The organism is Streptococcus sp. 27098_8_76 (assembly GCF_041432315.1).
Lineage (GTDB): Bacteria > Bacillota > Bacilli > Lactobacillales > Streptococcaceae > Streptococcus.
Genome location: NZ_JAPVZI010000001.1, coordinates 145,183 through 166,310, shown reverse-complemented (window position 1 = coordinate 166,310; position 21,128 = coordinate 145,183). Strand labels below are relative to the sequence as shown.

Here is a 21,128-nt window from a genome sequence, read left to right as displayed (position 1 = left end):
TCGTGGACGCTCACTGGCGTCTTTTAACGTCTTGTGTTTTAGTTGGCGTTTCTACTCGCCAATACGGATTCTAAGATTGCCATTCGAACAAAGACACCATTGGTCATTTGTTGGACAATCCGTGATTTTGGTGCTTCAACCAAGTGGTCTGCGATTTCTACATCACGGTTGACTGGAGCTGGGTGCATGAGGATTGCTGTTTCTTTCAAACGGTCATAACGTTCTTGAGTCAAGCCATGTTGGGCATGGTAGTCTTCTTTTGAAAAGACAGCTCCACTATCATGGCGTTCATGTTGCACACGGAGAAACATCATGACATCCACCTGATCAATGATTTCATCAATAGTTACAAACTGTCCATAGTCTGCAAACTCTTGACTTCTCCATTCCTCAGGTCCAGCAAAGTAAAGTTCAGCTCCCAAGCGTTTCAAAATCTGCATATTAGATTTGGCAACGCGTGAGTGGTCCAAGTCACCTGCAATCGCAACCTTGAGACCCTCAAAGTGGCCAAATTCCTCATAAATGGTCATCAAATCAAGCAAGCTCTGGCTAGGGTGTTGGCCCGAACCATCTCCACCATTGATGATGGAAGTCGTAATCGTGGGACTAGCAATTAACTTTCTGTAGTAGTCAACCTCTGGGTGACGAATCACACAGACATCCACTCCTAAGGCAGACAGAGTCAGGATGGTATCATAAAGTGTCTCACCCTTATTAACCGAACTAGTCTTCACATCAAAGTCAAGTCGTTCCAGCCCCAGTTTAATCTCTGCCACTTCGAAGGACTTATGCGTCCGTGTAGAATCCTCAAAGAAAAGATTGGAAACAATCGGATGGTCTTCATAAGGAAGCTGAGCTCCATTTTTAAACTCAATTCCTCGCTTGATCAATTTCATCACTTGATCGACAGTGAGGTCTTCCATGGACACCACATGGTTCAATGCTTGTTGATTTTCTGACATGGCTACTCCTTTAGCTTTCTAAGCTTCTTCAGTAATCAGAACTCTGTCTTGGCCATCAAGTTCTGCCATCTCTACGATGATTTCTTCAGAACGACTGGTTGGGATATTTTTTCCAACGTAATCTGGACGGATTGGCAATTCTCTATGTCCACGATCGACTAGAACTGCTAAACTCACGCGCGCAGGACGACCATGACCGACAATATTATCAATAGCAGCACGGATGGTACGACCTGTATAGAGTACATCATCCACCAAGATAACTTCGCGGTCTGTCACATCGACAGAAACCAAAGAAGTATCTTCTCCACTTTTAACATCATCACGGAAAGGTTTCGTATCCAATTCCACAACAGGAACTGAAAGATTTTCTAGTTGCTCCAAACGTTCTTGGATTCGGTGGGCGATAAAGACGCCGCGAGTTTTAATACCAGCCAAGACGATTTTATTCAAATCTTTGTTGCGTTCGATAATCTCATATGTAATACGCGTAATCGCTCGTTTGACGGTCAATTCGTCTACAACTTCTTTTGTCTTCATGACAAACCTCCAAAAAGAAAAGTCTCCTTAAACAAGGAGACTTGAAATGTATAGCTAAGTAAGCCCTACTGCAAACAGTATAGACTTCACCCTACTACTTAATCGTTCTCCTTGCCTGCCTCACGGGACAGGTTTAAAGGAATATTTAGTTATCAATTACTATAGCACAAAGCATGCTTAAAATCAAGCAAAAACTTTTGATTCCCCATCTTATAAATTGCTAAAATCATATAACTGCGGGTACTGGTCACACTCTGGATTTTTAGGATGACAAATGGCTCTTCCAAAATAAATCATGGCCTGATGGGCTGCTAACCACTGCTCAGGTGGTAAGATATCCATGACCCGCTTTTCCACCTCAAGTGGTGTCGCTGACTTTTTAACGATATCGTGGTGCTTACAAATACGCTCCACATGAGTATCCACTGCAAAAGCTGGAATCTCAAATCCCACACTCATGACAACATTGGCCGTCTTGCGACCAACACCTGCTAAACTTTCTAATTCCTCACGTGTTTGAGGGACTTGACCATCAAAATCATCTAGTAACTGTTGGGCACATTTTTTAAGGAATTTAGCCTTATTCCGATACAGTCCCAGGCGAGAAATGTGTGAAGCAATCTCACCCTCTGTCGCAACAGACATGGCTTGTGGCGTTGGAAAGGCAGCAAAGAGACCTGGTGTGGCCTTATTTACTGCTGCATCTGTCGTCTGAGCTGACAACATGACCGCAACCAGTAGTTCAAAATGATTGGTAAAGTCAAGACTGGGCTTGGCATCTGGAAAGAGGGCAATGATTTCTTCTAGCACCTTTCGTGCTCGTTTTTTTGATAAGACCATTATTCGTCTCCATCAAATAGTCCTTGTAAGCCAGCAAAAGGACTGTTTTCTTCTTTCTTAACTGCTTGTTGGGCCTGATATTCTTCCTCTGTCATGATTTGCCAGTCATTTCCTGACACAAAACCTTGACCAGCTTCTTCTTCAGCCGTCAAGACCTTGATAGGAATGTTCAGTAGGATATTGTCTGACACGCTCTCAGCAAGGTCTAGTTCTCCATTTTCGATAGGCAAGACCAAATCATCATCTAAAACTTCTTGATCCAACTGGTTGGTTGCTCCTTCCATGAAAACTTCCGTTACTGGATAAGATTCAGCCAACTCAACTGGCTTCATACTGCGACTTGAAGCAAGAACAATGGTATAAGATAACTGATAATCTAAGAAATACATACGGTCTTCGTACTGTACTTTCCCAACAGCAAGAATATCTCTCACATCTAAAATTTCTTGATTACGTGCACGCAGGTCTGCGGCTAGGTATAACGTTTGTTCAAAATGCAAGCCTTCAGACTGCTTACGAATTTCTTGAATATTTAATTTCATACTTCCTCCATAAAGATTTACTCTCTTGATTATACCATGAAAAGCCTACAAATCAGCCCACCAAACTTTATAATTAAAATCCGATTTTTTAATATATTTATCACTATATTTTTTGGTGCTATACTATAGACAATAATACATGATAGCAAGGAGGATGCTCACATGGAAGACAAAGAACTCATTACAAATGCAACCCAACTCCTATCCGAGTTAAATAAAAGCTACCAAAACTGTAAACAAGGTACGGCAGATGATATTCGACTGCAAGAGCTGCTAAATACTACTCTGCAAGAGCTCAAAAAAGCGGAAAAGTTGAACAACAGTATCTTAATCGACCTTGAGAAATTTTACCAACGTACCAGTCTTCTGATAGGCCTTGGTAGCCTAAAACTGAACGACCAAGCACGCATTGCTTGGCGAAACTACGACAAATTCCATTACGAGCATGTCAAACACGTACTGACTCTTTATGGACCTGTTTTTGGATTTTAGAACTTGGAATTTCCAGTTTTCTGTTGACAAAATTTCCTTAAAGGTATAGTATAAAGATACTAATACTCGGAGGTAAGGGAGACATGAACAACTAAGTCTATCAAATAAAGAACCTTTATTTAGTAGATCTTGTTTTTGTCTCTTTTTGTGTACTCTTTTATGCTCTTTCTTCTGGCATTTTATACTCAATGAAAATCAAAGAGCAAACTAGGAAGCGAGCCACAGGTTGCTCAAAGCACTGCTTTGAGGTTGTAGATAAGACTGACGAAGTCAGTTACATATATCTACGGTAAGGCGACGCTGACGTGGTTTGAAGAGATTTTCGAAGAGTATTAATAGAGTTTTTTTGACATAAACTTTGGCTCTACTAGGTAAAGTAGAGCTTTTTGTTATGCAATATCAACATTCTAGAAAGGACAATCATATGATAAAAATCAATCACCTAACCATCACTCAAAACAAAGATTTACGAGACCTTGTCTCTGACCTAAGCATGACCATCCAAGACGGGGAAAAGGTAGCTATTATTGGAGAAGAAGGAAATGGCAAATCAACCTTGCTTAAAACTTTAATGGGGGAAGCTTTGCCTGATTTCACTATCAGGGGAGACATTCAATCTGATTATCAATCAATATCCTACATTCCTCAAAAAGTCCCTGAGGACCTGAAAAAGAAAACTTTACACGACTACTTCTTTTTAGATACTATTGATTTAGACTACAGTATCCTCTATCGTTTGGCTGAGGAATTGCATTTTGATAGCAATCGTTTCGCTAGCAACCAAGAGATTGGCAGTCTATCAGGGGGCGAAGCTTTGAAAATTCAGCTCATCCATGAGTTAGCCAAACCCTTTGAGATTCTATTTTTAGATGAACCTTCAAATGACCTAGACCTTGAGACGGTTGATTGGCTAAAAAGACAGATACAGAAGATGAGGCAAACCGTTATTTTCATTTCCCATGATGAGGACTTTCTTTCTGAAACGGCAGACACTATTGTCCACTTGCGGCTGGTCAAGCACCGTAAAGAAACGGAAACACTAGTAGAGCATTTAGACTATAATAGTTATAGTGAGCAGAGAAAGGCTAATTTTGCCAGACAAAGCCAGCAAGCAGCCAACGACCAAAGAGCCTACGATAAAACCATGGAAAAACATCGGCGAGTCAAGCAAAATGTAGAAACTGCGCTTCGAGCTACTAAAGACAGTACTGCCGGTCGCCTATTGGCTAAAAAGATGAAAACTGTCCTCTCTCAAGAAAAACGCTTTGAAAAGACAGCTCAGTCCATGACCCAAAAACCACTTGAAGAGGAAGAAATCAGACTTTTCTTCTCAGACATCCAACCATTACCGGCCTCTAAAGTCTTAATCCAACTGGAAAAAGAAAATTTGTCCATTGACGACCGTGTTTTGGTTCAGGAACTACAACTAACTGTCCGTGGTCAAGAAAAAATAGGTATCATTGGCCCAAATGGTATGGGGAAATCAACTCTTTTAGCCAAGTTTCAACAACTGCTAAGTCAAAAAAGAGAGATTTTACTTGGTTTTATGCCACAAGATTACTACAAAAAACTGCAATTGGATTTATCACCAATAGCCTATCTTAGCAAAACTGGTGAAAAAGAGGAACTGCAGAAAATCCAATCTCACTTAGCTAGTCTCAATTTCAGTTATCCAGAAATGCAACATCAAATTCGCTCCTTATCCGGCGGGCAACAGGGGAAACTTCTGCTTTTGGATTTAGTGCTGCGCAAACCAAACTTTCTCCTTCTGGATGAGCCCACACGAAACTTTTCTCCCACTTCTCAACCCCAAATCAGAAAACTCTTTGCCACTTATCCTGGCGGTCTCATCACTGTTTCACATGACCGTCGTTTCTTAAAAGAAGTTTGCTCGATCATCTATCGCTTGACAGAACATGGTTTGGAACTAGTTAATTTATAAGATTCATACTCATGAGGATAATTCTTTGCTTTGGAGCGCTATTTAAACATTATAATCAGTGAATAAATCTTATATCCACATTCAAGTCAATCATTTCTTGTAATCAACTCTAAATAGACGGATAAAAACTACTTCTAACTATCAAAAAACGAGCACCTCCTCAGTTGGAAATGCTCGTTTTCTTATGTTGCCATGGTTTATAATTACAATGAGAAATAGGAAACAGCCTTGAATGGGAAAATCTCCTAGATCTACGACCACAAACTTTTTTATCTACCAACTTTTTTATTCTACTGGTTTTTCTTGATTTCCAGTACTTGTTGTAGATTCTGTTGTTTCCTTTTCTGGAACTGATTCAGCAGATTTAGAATCTGTTGCGTTGCTCGGTTTGTTTTCGTCGCTGGCAGTTTCACTGTTAGATTCTGCAGCTGCGTTTGGTTGGTTCTCAGCACTTGTCTTATCACCATTTGCTTCAGCATTTGTTGCTGGACTTGCTTCTTCACTCGCGCTTGATTTTGACTTGATTTCCTGATTCAAGATCAGAATAGCTTTTGTCAATTCAAGTAAAGCAGCCTTATCTTTGCTCTTAGCAGAAAGTTGATCTAGTAGAGCATCCACCTTATCAAAGTCCTCATCAGAACCCTTATTGTTTTCTAAGTAAGCGTGAAGTGACATGAGGATATTGTAAAGTTTTTGATAGAGTACAAGTGTCTGAGGATCTTGATCAGCATTTTCCTTCTCTTGTTGAAGGACACTAGCGATACGAGTCAAGACATCTTTTACCTGACTGTTTACTTCATCCAAGTCTGCATCAGCCTTGTTTGTAGCAGCTTTGAGATTTTCTACTTCTTCTCCCAAAGATTGTCTGATTCCTTCTTCTTGGATTTGCTCTAAGAGTTGAGTTGCCTTGCTCAAAAGACTTTCTACTTGTTCCTTGCTGACATGATTCATATGCTCTTCAGGCATAAAGTCTCCGTACAATTCTTTCAAGAAGCCATAAATAGCTGTCTTGGCACTTTGATTATCAACTTTTTCAGTATCTAGAACTGTCTGACTTGATTTCGCAGTAGTTGGCTGAGCTTTCAAAGCTTCTTCCACTTCTTGTTTTGCTTGATAGATGCTTGGGAATAATTTGTTCAATTCTGCTGCCTTAAGGAAGGATTGAGATTGATACAAAGTCCAAGTCAACTGAGCTACTTTGTTTCGAAGTTCATCACTCAAACGACCGTCATTTACGTGTTCGTAGAAGTACTTGATGTATTCCACAGTTGTAACACCTGTTCGGTCATTAAAGTCTTGCAAGGCTTGAAGTTGTGATTCAACCGCTGCTAAACCAGCCTCATCTTTAGCCAATTTAGCTTCTTGGAGTCGAACGAGAAGATCTTTCTTTGGAAGTCCATAAGAGTCTGTATCCAGTGTATTGATTTTATCAATCAAGGCCTGATATTTCTTATCTAAATCACTTGTTTCAACAGGTTTGACACTTTCATCAATATGGATATATTGCTTATCAAAGAGATCCAGTGTCGCAAGATAACCTGCTGTAGAGTTAGTTGCCAGTTTCTTTATGTTTTCAGTAAACTGACCTAAGGCTAACTCAATCTGTCTTTGTTCGATAGGCTTGTCTTTGTAGATGCTTCTGCTATCAGTTAAAAGTTGATCTACTTTTTCCAAGACTGCCTTCTCATCAAAAGCTCCAGGTTGGTAGTTGGATTGTAGAGCTGGAATCTTGTTTTTCAAAGCTACTTCATAGCCCTTAGTTTGCACCTTGATGTAGTGATTGTGGTCGCCATGAGGAATCACAAAACTACCATTTTCTACCTGTAAGCTGTACGGAGACACACCATCTCTCAAAGCAGTGGTATAGAGTTCATTTAGGAAATCAAGTTCTGGATTGCCAGTTTGGAGTGGCAGTCGAACGTGTTCTTTACGAACAGCATAGGGATGGATATGAGTTGGATCGTAGGCTTGGTCTGGATTTCCAAAAACAAAGAATCCGTTTGAAATTCTAATAGCTTCAAGTGGAACGCCATAAGTTTTAGAGATATAAGCAATCTTTTCTTCATCACTAGCATCTCTTGAGAAAGACTCTACTGTTTTAGCAAGAGGTTTTACAGGTTCTACACCATGATGTGTTTTCAGATGATCCTGTGCGGCCTTAATTTGCTCTGCTGTCAAATCTTTCTTAAAGAAGAAATGATTGTGATCTCCGTGTGACATGACAAAGCCTTGTTCATCCTCACTGATGACACGATTGGCATCAAAACCATGATCATGATCTTCACCATGATGGTGGTCATGCTCATCGCCATCGTGATCATCATTGGCTGGGCTTGGTGTTGCTGGAGTTACACCTTTCAAGTGTTCTTGCGCTGCCTTGATTTGATCAGCAGTCAAATCCTTCTTGAAGAAGTAATGGTTATGATCACCATGACTCATAATAAAGCCTTGCTCATCTTCCGCAATAATACGATTAGCATCAAAGCCATGTCCATCTTCTTCATGTTCCTCATGTGAAATTCCTGGATTGATTGGAAGAGATGGAGAAGGTGTTGCTAGACCATTGTTTGGAAGAGTCGGTTGTCCAATTTGATTCGGCTTAAGAATGTAATGGAAATGATCACCATGTCTGACAATATAAGCTGTAGCTGTTTCTTCGACAATATCTTTAGGATTAAAGATATAACCATCAGATGTTGAAGAAATTTCCTTATTTAACATTGAAGAAGCATTATTCAATATAGATGGATTACTTGGAAGACTTCCTAGACTAGACGCTACTTTATTAGGTTTTTCATTTGTAGAAATCGTAGAACCAGTACCACCGATAGGCACCATTCTAGCAATCTTTTCTTCTAAAGGAGAGAGCTTGCTGTAAGGAATAAAGTGATAATGGTCGCCATGCGGAATCGCAACTCCATTTGGTGTACGACTGACAATCTTAGCAGGGTCAAAAACTAAACCATCTGATTCACTGTAACGTTGGTCACTAGGCGAATCATAGAGTTCTTTCAAAAGACTTTGAAGATTTTCAGTTTTGCTTTCTGGCTTGCTAGTTGATCCTTGTGCTACAGATTGCGTGTTATTGTCACTAGCTGCTGAAGAATAGCTTAGCTGACTTGGTTGCGTATTTTTGCCAGCTAAATGAGCTTTAGCGGCTGCTAATTCACTAGCAGACAAATCACTTTTTGGAATGTAGTGATAGTGTCCTCCGTGAGGAACGATATAAGCATCACCAGTATCTTCGATAATATCAGCTGGATTAAAGACATAACCATCATCTGTCGTATAGCGTCCCTGAGACCTTGCTACAGCAACATCAGAGCTGACCTTCTCATTATCTTTGACGTGTTCTTGTTTTTGACGATTGATTTCATCCTTAGTTCGAACATTATCAGCATGAGCTACATCTTTCAGGTAGACATAATATTTTCCATCGACCTTGATGATATAACCACCCTTGACCTCATTGACAATATCTCCATCCTTAAGTTTGTAGTTTGGATCCTTCATCAAGAGTTCTTCACTAAAGAGGGCATCATAAGGAACTTTCCCATTATAGTAATGATAGTGGTCACCGTGTGACGTCACATAGCCCTGATCTGTAATTTTGATGACAATTTGCTCAGCCTGAATTCCTTCTTTCTGGCTAACCTGATCTGGTGTCAGGTTTTCAGTTTTCTGACTTGACTGGCTGCCATCCACATAAGATACACGATTATCGTCCTTATTTTCCTGCGAGCGATGCTGGTTCAGTGCATAGGCGCAAAGACTCAAGGATACGATAACAGCTGATCCAGCTGCTATATACTTTTTACTGAATTTCATAAATCCCTCATTTCAATAAATGATGAAGCTTTTTCTTAACTTCCTTTACTTGATTAAATAGTTTTCTAAATTGGTTGTTTAACCAATTAATTAACCAGTAAATAGTTTACATTTTTTAAGTTTATCTGTCAAGATTTTTATGTCATAAAAAATCATGACCACCCCTAAAACGGGTGGTTTGCCTGTCTCACACCTGACTTAGCGAGACGGACTGAAAGTCACATAATCCAAAATATCGCCCCGTCTGGAGCGATATTTTTATTTTTTCTTTTTCGATGGTGTGTGGATAGCAATCTTCACTTCAAAGATTGTTCCCTTGGGTTTATTATCTTTAACAGTAATGGTTCCTTTAAGCGCATCTACAATTTGCTTGGCCAGAGATAATCCTAAACCAAAACCACCTTTTTGGCGGGTTCTAGCCTTATCCACTCGATAAAAACGGTCAAAAATTTTCTTCTTATCTTCTGTCGAAATACCGACTCCATTATCAGAAACAAGTAAATACAGATTGCGATCGGTCGCCGAGATAAGAAAATCAATTTCACCATCCTCTTCAGTATACTTGACAGCATTATCAAATAAGATGGTCATCAGTTGTTTCAGAAGAAGCTGGTCTGTGACAATCGTGCGATGAATCCGATTTTCAAAACGGAAGACACGATCATTTTCCGAGGCAATCATCTCATAGTTTGTGAAAGTCGTATTGAAAAAACTGGTTGGAACTTCTGCAAGTTCCGGTTTAATCCCATCATCTCTACGAGCTAAGTTCAGCAAGTTTGTCGTCAAAAAACGCATATTTCGGACTTCTTCCAAACTAGAGGCAATGCTTTCGCTCACATCCATAATGGTTGCTTCTGGCTTACGAAAAAGGGTCTCTAAGCGATTTTGCAAAACTGCGAGTGGAGTTCGTAACTCATGACTAGCATTTTCCACAAAGGACTGTTGCTTCTGCATGCTCTCAAGCAGGGGCCTAACACTGACCCTAGCTAGATAGAGACTTGCAAGTAAAGACAAAATCCAGAAACTTGCCATCACAATCACAATCAATTGTTCGTGCTTTTGACTGGCCTGCTCCAACTGACTGGTATTAATCAAGATAGCTGCATACTTGATATTGGTTGAAACCGAACTGATATTGGTTTCCATCAAAATCATGCGATAGATTTCTTCTTGTCCATAGCTATTAAAAACCTGAATCTGATAGATATGGCCTAGTTCTTTTTTCTCTAACTTAATCTTATCCAATCCCAAAAATCGATTTCCAGAAAGGAGCTGTGTAAAATTCTTATCAAAAAGAATAACCTCCGTATTGGAACTGACATTGGGTTTTATCTCAGTCTTACTAGTATCTGTAGCGGCATTCTCTAAATCTTTAATCTCTTCTGTTGCCCTATTTACAGCAAGCTGAATAACTGCCTGAGGATTTTCACTCAGTCCATGAAGCTTATCATCTACCGAAGTATAGAGACTCGAATGCATGACCTGCAAAATAATCAGAGTCATTGTAGAGAAAATCAGAGTGAAGACACCAAAGTTGCGAATAAAATAACTAAAATCATCCGCATACCATGTTTTTTTTAGTTTACTGAACATCTTTTAAAATATACCCAACACTGCGCAAGGTTTGCAAATTCTCTGCAAAAGTGGTTCCTTTTAATTTCTTACGGACTTTTGAAACATAGACTTCGACAACCGAAATCGTTGTGTCACTATCAAATCCCCATAGACGATCAAAAATCTGAGTCTTAGGCAAAATAACATTTTGATTTTGAAGGAAATAAACTAATAAATCAAACTCTTTACCTAGCAATTCGACAGGAGTATCTTCGACTTTAACGGTATTGGTTGACAAATTAACCACAATATTTCCATAAGTCAAGGTGTTTTCATTAAACTTGCCTGAACGTTTGAGAAGGGCTTGAATCCGCATTTTGAGTTCTTCTAAGTAGAAAGGTTTGGTCAGATAATCATCCGCTCCCAGTTCAAATCCATGTCCCTTGTCATCCAAACTTTCCTTGGCAGTCATGATCAGAACTGGAGTCGTAATTCCCTTTTCACGCAATTCTTTCAAGACTTGGAAGCCATTTTTTTCTGGCAACATCAAATCGAGCAAAATCAAATCATAGACGCCACTTTCAGCTTCGTAGAGACCTTCTTCCCCATCAAATACCTGCATGACATCCGCAAAATCGTCTAAAAAGTCAAATACTGAATTTGACAGGCCTAGGTCATCCTCAACCAATAAGATTTTTATCATGAGAAACTCCTCCTTATTAAAACCATTATACCAAATTTGCCTTAAAAAAAACTCAACTCTCTGCATTTTATACTCAATGAAAATCAAAGAGCAAACTAGGAAGCTAGCCGCAGGCTGTACTTGAGTACGGCAAGGCGACGCTGACGTGGTTTGAATTTGATTTTCGAAGAGTATTACATGAGATAGCTGAGTTTTCTTTTTATTTTAGGCTCATTTATGAATTTCCGTATTGAAGAACGACTGCTTCCACTGCAGCTTTTTCACGGTTAATCAAGTCAACACGCGCTGCAATTTCCTTGATTCCCATACCGATGTTACGGCTAAGAGCAAGGTCAGAAAGTTGCGGTTCAAAGAATTCCTTGTACTCTGCCAAGCGTTGCTGAGTCTTAAATACGTGTGCAGGAAGGATAACAAAGCTATCAAAGCTCATATCTCCACCAAGAGCTGCCTTAATCCAAGCCCAGTTTTCACGCGCCCAAGACCAAGCTGTTTCCTGAGTTGCTTGGTGAGCTAGGAATTGGTAATACCAAGCAGACAAGTCTTGTGGTTTGACCACAAATTTGTCCTTCCAAGAAGCAATCAAGGTTTGGATATTGTTCGCATCTGTACTGTAAGCAAGAGCAGCTGCCAACTGGCGTTTAAAGACAGCATCTGTTGCGTGAGTATAAGTATCAAGATAAAGTGCTAACAAGTCTTTGGTCTCATGATGTTTCATCTCATTAATCAGAACTTGTGAGCGAATAGCTGCTGGAAGTCCTGCAAGATTCTCCTTGTGTGTTTCGAAGATTTGGCTAGCGACTTGACTAGCTTCTGCACCATTTGAGCGAATCATCATAGAAACAGCCAACTGACGAACCAATTCATCCTCATCTGATTCTCCGTCTTTAGCTTCAAAACCAAGACGGTCATAGTTGTGACGAGCCAATTTAGCAACCAAGGCTTTGAAGGCTCTTTCAGCTTCTGTTCCTTCATCGATAAAGCGCTCAAGAGCAGAAATTACTTCAGAAACAGCTGAAACGACAAGGTAAGATTCTTCCTTAGCAAGTTTATCAAGAACTGGGAGCAAGTCAGCATAAGAAATGTGCCCTGCTTCAGCAAGCAAGCGACGTTCTTGGACGATTTGCAGTTTACTTGTGTTATCAAGCTCAACTAGGTCAGCAAGAACAGCATCTAATAAGCCTCCTTGATAGTCTGTAATGTAGTGGGCTGTATTTTCAGTGTTGAGACGAAGAGCTCCGTCATTTTCAGCAAGAAGAGCTGCGTAGCCAGGGATTTCGATACTTTCAGTTTCAAGTGTATCAGGCAAGCCTTTCCAGTTGCTGTTTAGTGGCACAACCCAGAGACGGTTCTTATCTTCGTTCTCACCGATGAAGAATTGTTTTTGTGAAATCTTCAAGACATCATTTTCAACTTTGACAGTGAGAACTGGATAACCAGGTTGTTCCAACCAAGAATCCATAAAGGCTGAAACATCACGGCCAGATGCTTGACCAAGAGCATCCCAAAGGTCACGACCAATTGTATTGCTGTACTGATGTTTTTCAAAGTAGGCGTGCAAACCTTTGGCAAAATCGACATCACCTAGCCAACGACGAAGCATGTGCATGAGGCGACTTCCTTTGGCATAGACGATAGCTCCGTCAAAGAGCGTATTGATTTCATCTGGATGTTTAACTTCGACGTGAACAGACTGAACACCATCAGTCGCATCGCGTTCAAGAGCGTGAGGTACTCCACCTGTTTGGAAATCTTCAAAGATATTCCAGCTTGGTTCAATAGCATCCACACAGACGTACTCCATCATATTAGCAAAGCTTTCATTGAGCCAAAGGTCATCCCACCATTTCATCGTTACGAGATTCCCAAACCATTGGTGAGCCAATTCATGGGCTACAACAAGGGCAACTTGTTGACGGCTGGCAAAGGTTGAGTTCTCATCCACAACCAAGTAAACTTCACGGTAGGTCACAAGACCCCAGTTTTCCATAGCACCAGCTGAGAAGTCAGGAAGGGCGATGTGGAGAGATTGAGGAATTGGGTACTTAACTCCGTAGTAATCTTCGTAAAACTCGATAGAGCGAACGGCGATGTCCAGTGAGAAATCAAGATTAGATAATGGATGAGCTTTGGTTGAGTAGACACCTACAAGAGTACCGTTTTTAGTTTTAGCCGTCACACCTTGCAAATCACCTGCAACAAAGGACAACAAGTAAGAAGACATACGAGGTGTTGTCTCAAACTTCCAGATACCTGTTTCCTTACGGTTTTCAACATCGATTTCTGGCATGTTAGACAAGGCCAATTCATTTTCTGCTTGGTCAAAACGTAGAGAGAGATCAAAAGTTGCTTTAGCTTCTGGCTCATCCACACATGGGAAGGCTTCGCGCGCAAAATGGCTCTCGAACTGAGTTGACAAGACTTCCTTCTTGACTCCATCAACTGTGTAATAAGAAGGGTAAATCCCTGTCATGTTGTCTGTAATTTTTCCTGAGAAAGCGATAACCACTTCAACTTGACCTGCTTCCGCAAGTTCAATATGAAGGGCTTCATTGTCATGGTCAACTGTAAATGGACGAGCTTGACCTGCAACTTCTACAGAAGCGATTTCCAAGTCTTTTTGATGAAGGGAAATACGGTCACTCTGTGCTTGACCAGTGATGGTCACCTTTCCTGAAAAAGTCTTGGTCTCACGACTCAAGTCTAAAAATAAATCATAATGTTCAGGAACAAATTGCTTAATAAAATGTTCAACTGCTTGCATAGTTTTCTCCTATCTAAGTTTAAGAGCTAAAGCTCTTCTTCAAACAAACTTATTATATCATGTTTTGCTGGAGAAAAAAGGATTGGACAGCGATTTCCAAAACTTTCTTCCTTCTAATAGCCTACAGTGGGTAGACCTTGCGAAATTCTTCTAAAAAAACCTTGCTTTCAGGTGTAAAAGTCAGTCCTACTTCACCCAAACAGTCTGTGAAAAAATCCTCATGAACCTGACGCCAATAGGCTAGGGATTTGTCACCTTCTCCTTCCTTAAAGGCATGTTGAGCAGAAACTTGATTGAAGGGCTGGACAGAAACCTTTGTAATTTCGACAATACAGACAGCCTGATTTTGACTATCTAAAATGACATCAAAAGTTCCTTCTTGAGGAAGAGACTCGGCTTCTAGTGCATAGAGATCGTAGGCTGATGCTGTTGCAGTCTTTTCGCCTCTTAAAACCAAATCTGCTAAAAGGTCTGGTTCCACTCCAAAAGCCCAAGCATCGATTTCATCTCCTATAGAGGGGTTGATTTGCTTGTAGGCATTCCATATTTCTTGCGGTGTCATGGGTGCTCCTTTGTAATTTTTTACTTTCTTCTTTTATGTGTTTAAGATGATCTGGATGGTCAATCTCTAAATTAAAAATCTCTGGAATAGAACTATAGTGGATAATGCATTCGATACCCATCTGATTCATTTTTTGTATGAAAGAAGTATTCAGATAGCCTGCTACAGCAAAATCAATCTTTTTCATCCTTGCTTTATCCTGCATCTGTCTTAGCATATCTAACATTATTGGACTTTCCATATCATGCCATTGACTGTTTCTCACAGTCGCAAAAACAAAAGAAGTCAAATCATTCATTCCAACTACAATCTTGGAAATACCAGCTTCCAGTATGCTGTCCAAGTCAAAATACGCTGACGGTAATTCAATCATCGTGCCAATTTTCCCAGTAAAACCATGCTGACGCAATACTGTAATAGCTTGCTTTAACTGCTCAGCATCATTGACAAAAGGAAAAATAACAGATAGATTGGGATTGTTTTTATAAACTTCTGTAACGACATGTGCTTCAGCCTGAAATTCATCCGGACACGCCAGCAAACGCCTAGTTCCTCTATATCCAAATAAGGGATGATTTTCATCAAAATACTCTTTAGTCGCCTTTAAACAATTAGCTTCTGTATTCGTTAATTCAGAAAAACGATACCAGATCTCCTCATCTGAGTACAAGGAACAGATAGTATCTAGATAATCTTTTACAAATTGCTGACAACTTGCTAATATGATGTTTTGATTAAGCTCTCTCAACAAATATTCCCCACGAATCATGCCAACATGATGAAATAGTTGTGGGTAAACTTTTTCATCAAGTTTTTCGCCACTAAGGGCAAGTTGGTTTCTCATCATTCACCTTCCAATTCATGTAAGAAGTATTGTCAAGTTCTGGAAATCCTAATAATTCTGCTTTGACCGTCAAGACTAGTGGCAATGCATTTTCTTTGGAATAGCTTCTAACAGTAAATCCTGTCTCTTCCATAACTTCTCTAGTCAGCGTTTCCGTCAGTCCTTCACCAAGTTGCTGACTACTACCAGGAAGGTTTAACCTATTTTTTTTAGGATCAGTGATTTTTGATATCCATCCAACTCCTCCTACTTCAAAGACCAGCCACCATCTATTGTCAAGATTTGTCCTTGCATGGTAGATGCCTTTCCACTGGCCAAAAAGAGACTGACTTCTGCTACTTCCTCTGGCTCGATCCAGCGTTTGATTGGAGTTTCACTAGCCACCCAGTCCGCTAAACCACCTGGTTCAAAGTCGGCAGCGGTCATACCCGTCTTGACTGCTCCTGGAGCAATCCCAAAGACCTGAATCCCAGCTTCTGCATAGTCTAGAGCCAACTGCTTGGTAAATCCAGCCAAGGCGTGCTTCGAAGAAGTATAGGCGTGTCCACCACCACCTGCTAGGCTCGAAGCGATGGAGCACATGTTGATAATAATCCCTTTTTTATTCTCCAACATTTGAGTCAAATAATAGCGAGTCAACTCAACAGGAGTCACATAGTTGATTTCAAAAATCTCTTGAATTTCCTGCGCTGATTGTTCCAAAAGTGGTTTGTAATCATCCAACACTCCAGCAGTATTGCACAAAACATCCACCCGAGGACACCAGTCAAAAATAGGCTCCAAGTCCAAGGTTAAATCTCTCTGTAAAAAGTGGAAATCACCTTCTAAGAGTGGATTTTCACCTTGGTCAACTCCATAAACTTGATAGCCCTTCTCTAAAAAAAGGCGAGCCTGAGCCAATCCGATACCTGAACTCACTCCCGTAATCAATACACGTCTAGTCATGCACTTCTACCCAATCCGTCGCCAAAACATCACAAGGTGTCGGACTCCACATGGAAAAACCTTCTCCCTCCCCAGAAACGTTGATTAGGAAATAAGGTGTCACTTCAAGTGCAACCCCATTTTGCTCGATAGTGTCAAAAAGTTGGACATAGTTTTCAGCACCTCCCCAACCAGTTCGTACATATTTTTTCTTAGCCTTTAACCCAGGCAGGATTTCTTCAAATGTCATGTTTTTCTCCTTTTATTCTACATTCTTCATTTAATTATAACAAAAAACCGTTGTGCAACGGCTTTTTGACTCATTTTAAATCAAAATCAATAAGCATTTTATAATTATAGTCATTTAGTTTTAAAAAAGCGTTCCAAACATTCAAAAATATTTGGAACTTCCCTTAATAAATCCGTCACTTTCTTTTTCAAGATAGCCCAAGTTTGCTCAATAGGATTCAAATCTGGTGAATAAGATACTAGAGGTAAGAAAAAGTGTCTATCTTGGATACACAGTTCATCCAAGATATGTTTGGGACGAAAACTAGCATTGTCCATAACAATAACATGAGGTGTCTTCAAATCAGGCAAGAGCTGCGTTTTGAACCACTCCACAAAGAAATCACTCGTCATACTTTCCTTGTAAATCATGGGAGCTATAAACTCTCCGTCTACTTGTCCTGAAACAATTGAAGTCCGCTCAAAACGCCGTCCGCTAATCTTTTCATAGACTTTCTTCCCTCTAGGAGCGCGTGCATAGGGACGATAGAGGTAGCGGTCGATTCCCGTTTCGCCAATATATACGACTGATAAATCTTTTAGGTTATCCAAAATATCAAGAAATTCAGCGACTTTCTCAGAATCTTGTTCTTTAAAGCTAGTCATCTTTTTTAAAGTGATATGAATTTGCTTTAAAGCTCCCCATACTGAAGGAACAGCACAATCAAAATGTGCCGCAATTTCCCGTAAAAAAGCATCTGGATGAGCCTCTACAAAGGCTTTCAATTCCTCTAAAGGAATTTTCCACTTTTTGACGACTCACTTTTTCCGCTCTAAGTGTCCTTGCTCACGTCTTTCTTTTCCCACGTGAAGAGAGTTCTGCCGCCAACATCAAAAACTTTGTATGTCTCGACATGTCTGTGTCCCTCTTTGATGTAATCTAATGCTCCTTGTTCAAAATCTCTACTATATGCCATAGCTTTATTATAAGATGCTTATTTTAAACTAAGCAACTATATCGTGGCTTGAACTGACTATTTTATATATTGTCTTACTTCGTCCTCACAAAACTATATCAAAAATCAAAAGCGCTTAGGAAAAAACTCTATTTCATGAGAGAATACAATAAATCTTCCCACAATAAAATGCATAATATCAAGTTTTTTGGCTCCTGATATCATGCATTTTCTGTTCTTAAAACCTTTTTTCTCAGTCTATTGTTGTTACAAGTTCATCTTCAAGATACTTGATTGGGGGTAAATCTAAAAACAAATTTTACCCAACTGATCCTTCCATCTCATAGCTAATCAAACGGTTCAGCTCAACTGCATATTCCATTGGAAGCTCTTTTGTAAATGGTTCTACAAATCCCATAACAATCATCTCAGTTGCCTCAGATTCTGACAATCCACGGCTCATAAGGTAATAGAGTTGCTCTTCTGAAATCTTAGATACCTTAGCTTCGTGTTCCAAAGCTACTTGCGAGTTGTGAATTTCATTAAATGGAATGGTATCTGATGCTGACAAGTCATCCATGATAATGGTATCACATTCGATGTGAGAGACAGATTTCTTAGAGTTTTTGTTAAAGGTTACTTGTCCACGGTAGTCAACCTTCCCTCCGCCTTTAGCAATGGATTTAGACACGATAGACGAGCTTGTATGTGGAGCATTGTGTATCATCTTGGCACCCGTGTCTTGGTGTTGTCCAGCATTGGCAAAGGCAATAGAAAGCATAGTACCACGCGCCCCTTCTCCATCTAGATAAACAGATGGGTATTTCATGGTTGTTTTGGCACCCAAGTTTCCATCAATCCACTCAACAGTTGCATCTTTCAAGGCTTTAGCACGTTTGGTTACCAAGTTATAGACGTTATCAGACCAGTTTTGGATGGTTGTATAACGCATATAAGCTCCATCCAAGGCAAAGATTTCTACGATGGCCGCATGCAAGCTGTTACTTGAATAAGTTGGTGCTGTACAGCCCTCTACGTAGTGGACACTTGCTCCCTCATCAACGATAATCAAGGTACGTTCAAACTGACCAGTATTTTCGTTGTTGATACGGAAGTAAGTTTGAAGTGGGATATCCACTTTGACCCCTTTTGGTACGTAGATAAAGGTTCCACCAGACCATACTGCTGAGTTAAGGGCAGCCAACTTGTTATCTGTTGGCGGTACCAACTTCGCAAAGTATTGTTTAAACAAGTCTGGGTATTCCTTGAGGGCAGAATCCGTATCTGTAAAGATAATCCCCAATTTCTGGAACTCTTCCTTCATGTTGTGGTAAACCACTTCTGACTCGTACTGGGCAGAGGCACCTGCTAAATAAGCACGCTCAGCTTCCGGAATCCCGATACGTTCAAAGGTTTCTTTAATTTTTTCAGGAACTTCGTCCCATGAACGCGCTGGTTTGTCAGATGGTTTTTGATAGTAGATCAAGTCATCAAAATCAATCTCTGACAAGTCTGCTCCCCAAGTTTGCATAGGCATTTTTTTGAAGGTTTCATAAGACTTCAAACGGAATTCTAGCATCCACTCAGGTTCTCCCTTAGCAGCTGATAGTTCACGAATGACATCTTCATTCAATCCTTTTCCTGTCGATAGGACAGGCTCTACATCATCATGGAAACCAAATTTATATTCACCAAGGTCAATTGGTTTTGGTTCTACTCTTTCTTCAGCCATAATATACTTTCTTTCATTCTTCATTTCTAATAGTCCATAAGACAAAAGAAACTTGTCTTACTTGTTTTCTTGATTTTTAATTGTTTTCTTCAGGGCATTCCAAGCTAGGGTTGCACACTTAATTCGTTGAGGGAATTTTGCAACGCCTGATAAGAAAGATGCATCTCCAAGTTGGTCTTGACGCTCATCTTTTTGCCCTTGAACCATTTCAGAAAAAATAGTCGCAAGTTCTAAAATTTCTTGTTTGGTTTTTCCTAAAACGGCATCTGTCATCATGCTAGCAGAGGCAGTCGAGATGGTACAACCTGAGTTTAGAAAAGCAATATCTTCCAAACGGTCCTCTGCATCAAACTTGACAGAGAGATTGATAACATCTCCACAGGTCGGATTGTTGAGACTGATTTGCTCAGCGTCTTCCAACTTCCCTTGATGATGTGGATTTTTCGAATGATCCGCTACCACTGCCATATAGAGGCTATCTAGTTTAGAAAGTGCCATTGAAAAACTCCTTTGTCTTTTGTAAGGCATCGACTAGCTTGTCGCAATCTGCCTTGGTATTGTAGATATAAAAACTTGCACGAGCTGTAGCTGGAACGTCCAAATACTGAAGCAAGGGTTGGGCACAATGGTGACCAGCACGAACAGCCACTCCTTCATAATCCAGAGCCGTCGCAAGATCGTGCGGATGAAGGTCGCCTAGGTTAAAGGCAATGACACCTGACCGTTGAGCCAAGTCCTGTGAACCATAAATGGTCAATCCTTCAATCTCCTGCAGTTTTGGATAGACGTATGCGATCAATTCCTGTTCATGGGCTTCAATGGCATCCATACCAATCTTTTCCAGATAATCCACTGCCGCAGCAAGTCCGATTGCACCAGCCATATTTGGAGTTCCTGCCTCGAATTTCCAAGGCAACTCCTTCCAGCTAGCAGATTGTTCATAAACGAAATCAATCATCTCACCACCAAATTCAACTGGTGACATTTGCTCCAGATACTTTTCTTTGCCGTAAAGAACACCGATACCAGTTGGGCCAGCCATCTTGTGACCTGAAAAGGCAAAGAAGTCCACATCCAAGTCCTGAACATCAATCTTCATATGAGGCGTAGACTGAGCACCATCCACCACCATGATAGCTCCAACTTGATGGGCTAATTGGGTGATTTCTTTGATTGGATTGACCACACCCAGAACATTTGAGGCGTGAGCTAGGCAGACAAATTTGACCTTATAAGTCAATTTAGCCCTCAAATCATCCATATCCAAGGTTCCATCCTTGAGATAGACATAAACAAGCTCCGCTCCAGTCTTGCGGCAGGCTTCCTGCCAAGGAATGATATTAGAATGGTGTTCCATGACGGAAATCAAGACCTGGTCTCCCTCAGCCAAGACTTCCTCAGCATAACGCGCTACCCAGTTAAGACTGGTTGTCGTTCCTCTAGTAAAGAGAACTTCCTTTGTTGACCCTGCATTGATAAACTTACGAATGGTTTCACGAGCTGCCTCATAAGAAGCTGTCGCCCTTTCTGCCAAGGTATGAACGCCACGATGAACATTAGCATTGTCGTTCTCATAGTAGCGGTTAATCGTTTCCAGAACTGCTAGTGGTTTTTGTGTCGTCGCGGCATTGTCCAAATAAACCAATGGTTCATCATTAACAATCTGGTCTAAAATTGGAAAATCCTTGCGAATCACTTCTACATCTAACATAGCCTAC

General features: G+C 40.4%; 20 protein-coding genes. 2 read left to right on the top strand and 18 right to left on the bottom strand.

The annotated features are described in order from the left end of the window. Nucleotides 1-38: 38 nt before the first annotated feature. From O3636_RS00855 to O3636_RS00840, 4 genes are all read right to left on the bottom strand, one after another. Nucleotides 39-962, bottom strand: a complete 924-nt coding sequence (locus tag O3636_RS00855) for an aspartate carbamoyltransferase catalytic subunit (protein WP_119943612.1) — start codon at nucleotides 960-962, stop codon at nucleotides 39-41. 18 nt (nucleotides 963-980) lie between these two features. Next, a complete protein-coding gene (pyrR, locus tag O3636_RS00850; protein ID WP_000850023.1) occupies nucleotides 981-1,502 on the bottom strand; it encodes a bifunctional pyr operon transcriptional regulator/uracil phosphoribosyltransferase PyrR in 522 nt (173 codons plus the stop codon). Nucleotides 1,503-1,712: 210 nt separating this feature from the next. Next, entirely contained in the window at nucleotides 1,713-2,342 is a 630-nt protein-coding gene (gene nth, locus O3636_RS00845) for an endonuclease III (RefSeq protein ID WP_261012462.1), read from the bottom strand. Continuing rightward, nucleotides 2,342-2,884, bottom strand: coding sequence for a DUF177 domain-containing protein (locus O3636_RS00840; RefSeq protein WP_261012463.1), 543 nt, complete (start codon nucleotides 2,882-2,884; stop codon nucleotides 2,342-2,344). Before O3636_RS00840 ends, nth begins: the two co-directional genes overlap by 1 nt. A gap of 162 nt (nucleotides 2,885-3,046) precedes the next feature. On the opposite strand from O3636_RS00840, the gene O3636_RS00835 reads away from it, so the two are divergent. Both O3636_RS00835 and O3636_RS00830 read left to right on the top strand, forming a co-directional pair. After that, a complete protein-coding gene (locus O3636_RS00835; protein ID WP_060805711.1) occupies nucleotides 3,047-3,376 on the top strand; it encodes a hypothetical protein in 330 nt (109 codons plus the stop codon). Nucleotides 3,377-3,767: 391 nt separating this feature from the next. Then, entirely contained in the window at nucleotides 3,768-5,318 is a 1,551-nt protein-coding gene (locus O3636_RS00830; RefSeq protein WP_371641375.1) for an ATP-binding cassette domain-containing protein, read from the top strand. Nucleotides 5,319-5,603: 285 nt separating this feature from the next. On the opposite strand, the gene O3636_RS00825 is transcribed toward O3636_RS00830, so the two are convergent. The 14 genes from O3636_RS00825 to O3636_RS00760 all read right to left on the bottom strand — a co-directional run bounded on the left by O3636_RS00825 (nucleotide 5,604) and on the right by O3636_RS00760 (nucleotide 21,121). Next, complete coding sequence (locus tag O3636_RS00825) at nucleotides 5,604-9,146, bottom strand: pneumococcal-type histidine triad protein (protein WP_371641374.1); 3,543 nt, start codon at nucleotides 9,144-9,146, stop codon at nucleotides 5,604-5,606. 258 nt (nucleotides 9,147-9,404) lie between these two features. Beyond that, a complete protein-coding gene (ciaH, locus tag O3636_RS00820; protein ID WP_261023921.1) occupies nucleotides 9,405-10,739 on the bottom strand; it encodes a two-component system sensor histidine kinase CiaH in 1,335 nt (444 codons plus the stop codon). Further along, nucleotides 10,729-11,403: a two-component system response regulator CiaR gene (gene ciaR, locus O3636_RS00815; protein ID WP_000590639.1), complete on the bottom strand. Its 675-nt coding sequence runs from the start codon at nucleotides 11,401-11,403 to the stop codon at nucleotides 10,729-10,731. Before ciaR ends, ciaH begins: the two co-directional genes overlap by 11 nt. A 214-nt stretch (nucleotides 11,404-11,617) precedes the next feature. Then, nucleotides 11,618-14,164 (bottom strand): M1 family metallopeptidase, encoded by a 2,547-nt coding sequence (locus tag O3636_RS00810; RefSeq protein ID WP_219966587.1) that lies wholly within the window; start codon nucleotides 14,162-14,164, stop codon nucleotides 11,618-11,620. Nucleotides 14,165-14,285: 121 nt separating this feature from the next. Further along, nucleotides 14,286-14,726 (bottom strand): ASCH domain-containing protein, encoded by a 441-nt coding sequence (locus O3636_RS00805; RefSeq protein ID WP_219966586.1) that lies wholly within the window; start codon nucleotides 14,724-14,726, stop codon nucleotides 14,286-14,288. After that, on the bottom strand, nucleotides 14,668-15,570 hold the full coding sequence (locus tag O3636_RS00800; protein WP_219966944.1) for a putative PEP-binding protein: 903 nt from the start codon (nucleotides 15,568-15,570) through the stop codon (nucleotides 14,668-14,670). Before O3636_RS00800 ends, O3636_RS00805 begins: the two co-directional genes overlap by 59 nt. After that, a complete protein-coding gene (locus tag O3636_RS00795) occupies nucleotides 15,548-15,832 on the bottom strand; it encodes a hypothetical protein (RefSeq protein WP_219966945.1) in 285 nt (94 codons plus the stop codon). The genes O3636_RS00800 and O3636_RS00795 overlap by 23 nt, the downstream gene beginning before the upstream one ends. Next, entirely contained in the window at nucleotides 15,817-16,515 is a 699-nt protein-coding gene (locus O3636_RS00790; protein ID WP_219966585.1) for a 3-oxoacyl-ACP reductase, read from the bottom strand. The genes O3636_RS00795 and O3636_RS00790 overlap by 16 nt, the downstream gene beginning before the upstream one ends. After that, the gene (locus O3636_RS00785; RefSeq protein ID WP_000141913.1) at nucleotides 16,508-16,744 is read right to left on the bottom strand and encodes a DUF2829 domain-containing protein; all 237 of its coding nucleotides are present in this window, start codon (nucleotides 16,742-16,744) and stop codon (nucleotides 16,508-16,510) included. Before O3636_RS00785 ends, O3636_RS00790 begins: the two co-directional genes overlap by 8 nt. A 110-nt stretch (nucleotides 16,745-16,854) precedes the next feature. Then, nucleotides 16,855-17,508 (bottom strand): transposase, encoded by a 654-nt coding sequence (locus O3636_RS00780; RefSeq protein WP_371470186.1) that lies wholly within the window; start codon nucleotides 17,506-17,508, stop codon nucleotides 16,855-16,857. A gap of 47 nt (nucleotides 17,509-17,555) precedes the next feature. Next, nucleotides 17,556-17,699 (bottom strand): IS630 transposase-related protein, encoded by a 144-nt coding sequence (locus O3636_RS00775; RefSeq protein ID WP_371470185.1) that lies wholly within the window; start codon nucleotides 17,697-17,699, stop codon nucleotides 17,556-17,558. Nucleotides 17,700-17,997: 298 nt separating this feature from the next. Continuing rightward, nucleotides 17,998-19,410: a Fe-S cluster assembly protein SufB gene (sufB, locus tag O3636_RS00770; RefSeq protein WP_000797053.1), complete on the bottom strand. Its 1,413-nt coding sequence runs from the start codon at nucleotides 19,408-19,410 to the stop codon at nucleotides 17,998-18,000. Between the two features lie 57 nt (nucleotides 19,411-19,467). Beyond that, nucleotides 19,468-19,908 (bottom strand): Fe-S cluster assembly sulfur transfer protein SufU, encoded by a 441-nt coding sequence (gene sufU / locus O3636_RS00765; protein ID WP_261043770.1) that lies wholly within the window; start codon nucleotides 19,906-19,908, stop codon nucleotides 19,468-19,470. Further along, nucleotides 19,895-21,121 (bottom strand): cysteine desulfurase, encoded by a 1,227-nt coding sequence (locus O3636_RS00760; protein ID WP_261043772.1) that lies wholly within the window; start codon nucleotides 21,119-21,121, stop codon nucleotides 19,895-19,897. The genes sufU and O3636_RS00760 overlap by 14 nt, the downstream gene beginning before the upstream one ends. Nucleotides 21,122-21,128 lie beyond the last annotated feature (7 nt).

Excerpts from the sequence above, each read along its gene's own strand:
- O3636_RS00855 (WP_119943612.1), bottom strand. The coding sequence starts at position 962 with ATGTCAGAAAATCAACAAGCATTGAACCATGTGGTGTCCATGGAAGAC.
- pyrR (WP_000850023.1), bottom strand. The coding sequence starts at position 1,502 with ATGAAGACAAAAGAAGTTGTAGACGAATTGACCGTCAAACGAGCGATT.
- nth (WP_261012462.1), bottom strand. The coding sequence starts at position 2,342 with ATGGTCTTATCAAAAAAACGAGCACGAAAGGTGCTAGAAGAAATCATT.
- O3636_RS00840 (WP_261012463.1), bottom strand. The coding sequence starts at position 2,884 with ATGAAATTAAATATTCAAGAAATTCGTAAGCAGTCTGAAGGCTTGCAT.
- O3636_RS00835 (WP_060805711.1), top strand. The coding sequence starts at position 3,047 with ATGGAAGACAAAGAACTCATTACAAATGCAACCCAACTCCTATCCGAG.
- O3636_RS00830 (WP_371641375.1), top strand. The coding sequence starts at position 3,768 with ATGCAATATCAACATTCTAGAAAGGACAATCATATGATAAAAATCAAT.
- O3636_RS00825 (WP_371641374.1), bottom strand. The coding sequence starts at position 9,146 with ATGAAATTCAGTAAAAAGTATATAGCAGCTGGATCAGCTGTTATCGTA.
- ciaH (WP_261023921.1), bottom strand. The coding sequence starts at position 10,739 with ATGTTCAGTAAACTAAAAAAAACATGGTATGCGGATGATTTTAGTTAT.
- ciaR (WP_000590639.1), bottom strand. The coding sequence starts at position 11,403 with ATGATAAAAATCTTATTGGTTGAGGATGACCTAGGCCTGTCAAATTCA.
- O3636_RS00810 (WP_219966587.1), bottom strand. The coding sequence starts at position 14,164 with ATGCAAGCAGTTGAACATTTTATTAAGCAATTTGTTCCTGAACATTAT.
- O3636_RS00805 (WP_219966586.1), bottom strand. The coding sequence starts at position 14,726 with ATGACACCGCAAGAAATATGGAATGCCTACAAGCAAATCAACCCCTCT.
- O3636_RS00800 (WP_219966944.1), bottom strand. The coding sequence starts at position 15,570 with ATGAGAAACCAACTTGCCCTTAGTGGCGAAAAACTTGATGAAAAAGTT.
- O3636_RS00790 (WP_219966585.1), bottom strand. The coding sequence starts at position 16,515 with ATGACTAGACGTGTATTGATTACGGGAGTGAGTTCAGGTATCGGATTG.
- O3636_RS00785 (WP_000141913.1), bottom strand. The coding sequence starts at position 16,744 with ATGACATTTGAAGAAATCCTGCCTGGGTTAAAGGCTAAGAAAAAATAT.
- O3636_RS00775 (WP_371470185.1), bottom strand. The coding sequence starts at position 17,699 with ATGGCATATAGTAGAGATTTTGAACAAGGAGCATTAGATTACATCAAA.
- sufB (WP_000797053.1), bottom strand. The coding sequence starts at position 19,410 with ATGGCTGAAGAAAGAGTAGAACCAAAACCAATTGACCTTGGTGAATAT.
- sufU (WP_261043770.1), bottom strand. The coding sequence starts at position 19,908 with ATGGCACTTTCTAAACTAGATAGCCTCTATATGGCAGTGGTAGCGGAT.
- O3636_RS00760 (WP_261043772.1), bottom strand. The coding sequence starts at position 21,121 with ATGTTAGATGTAGAAGTGATTCGCAAGGATTTTCCAATTTTAGACCAG.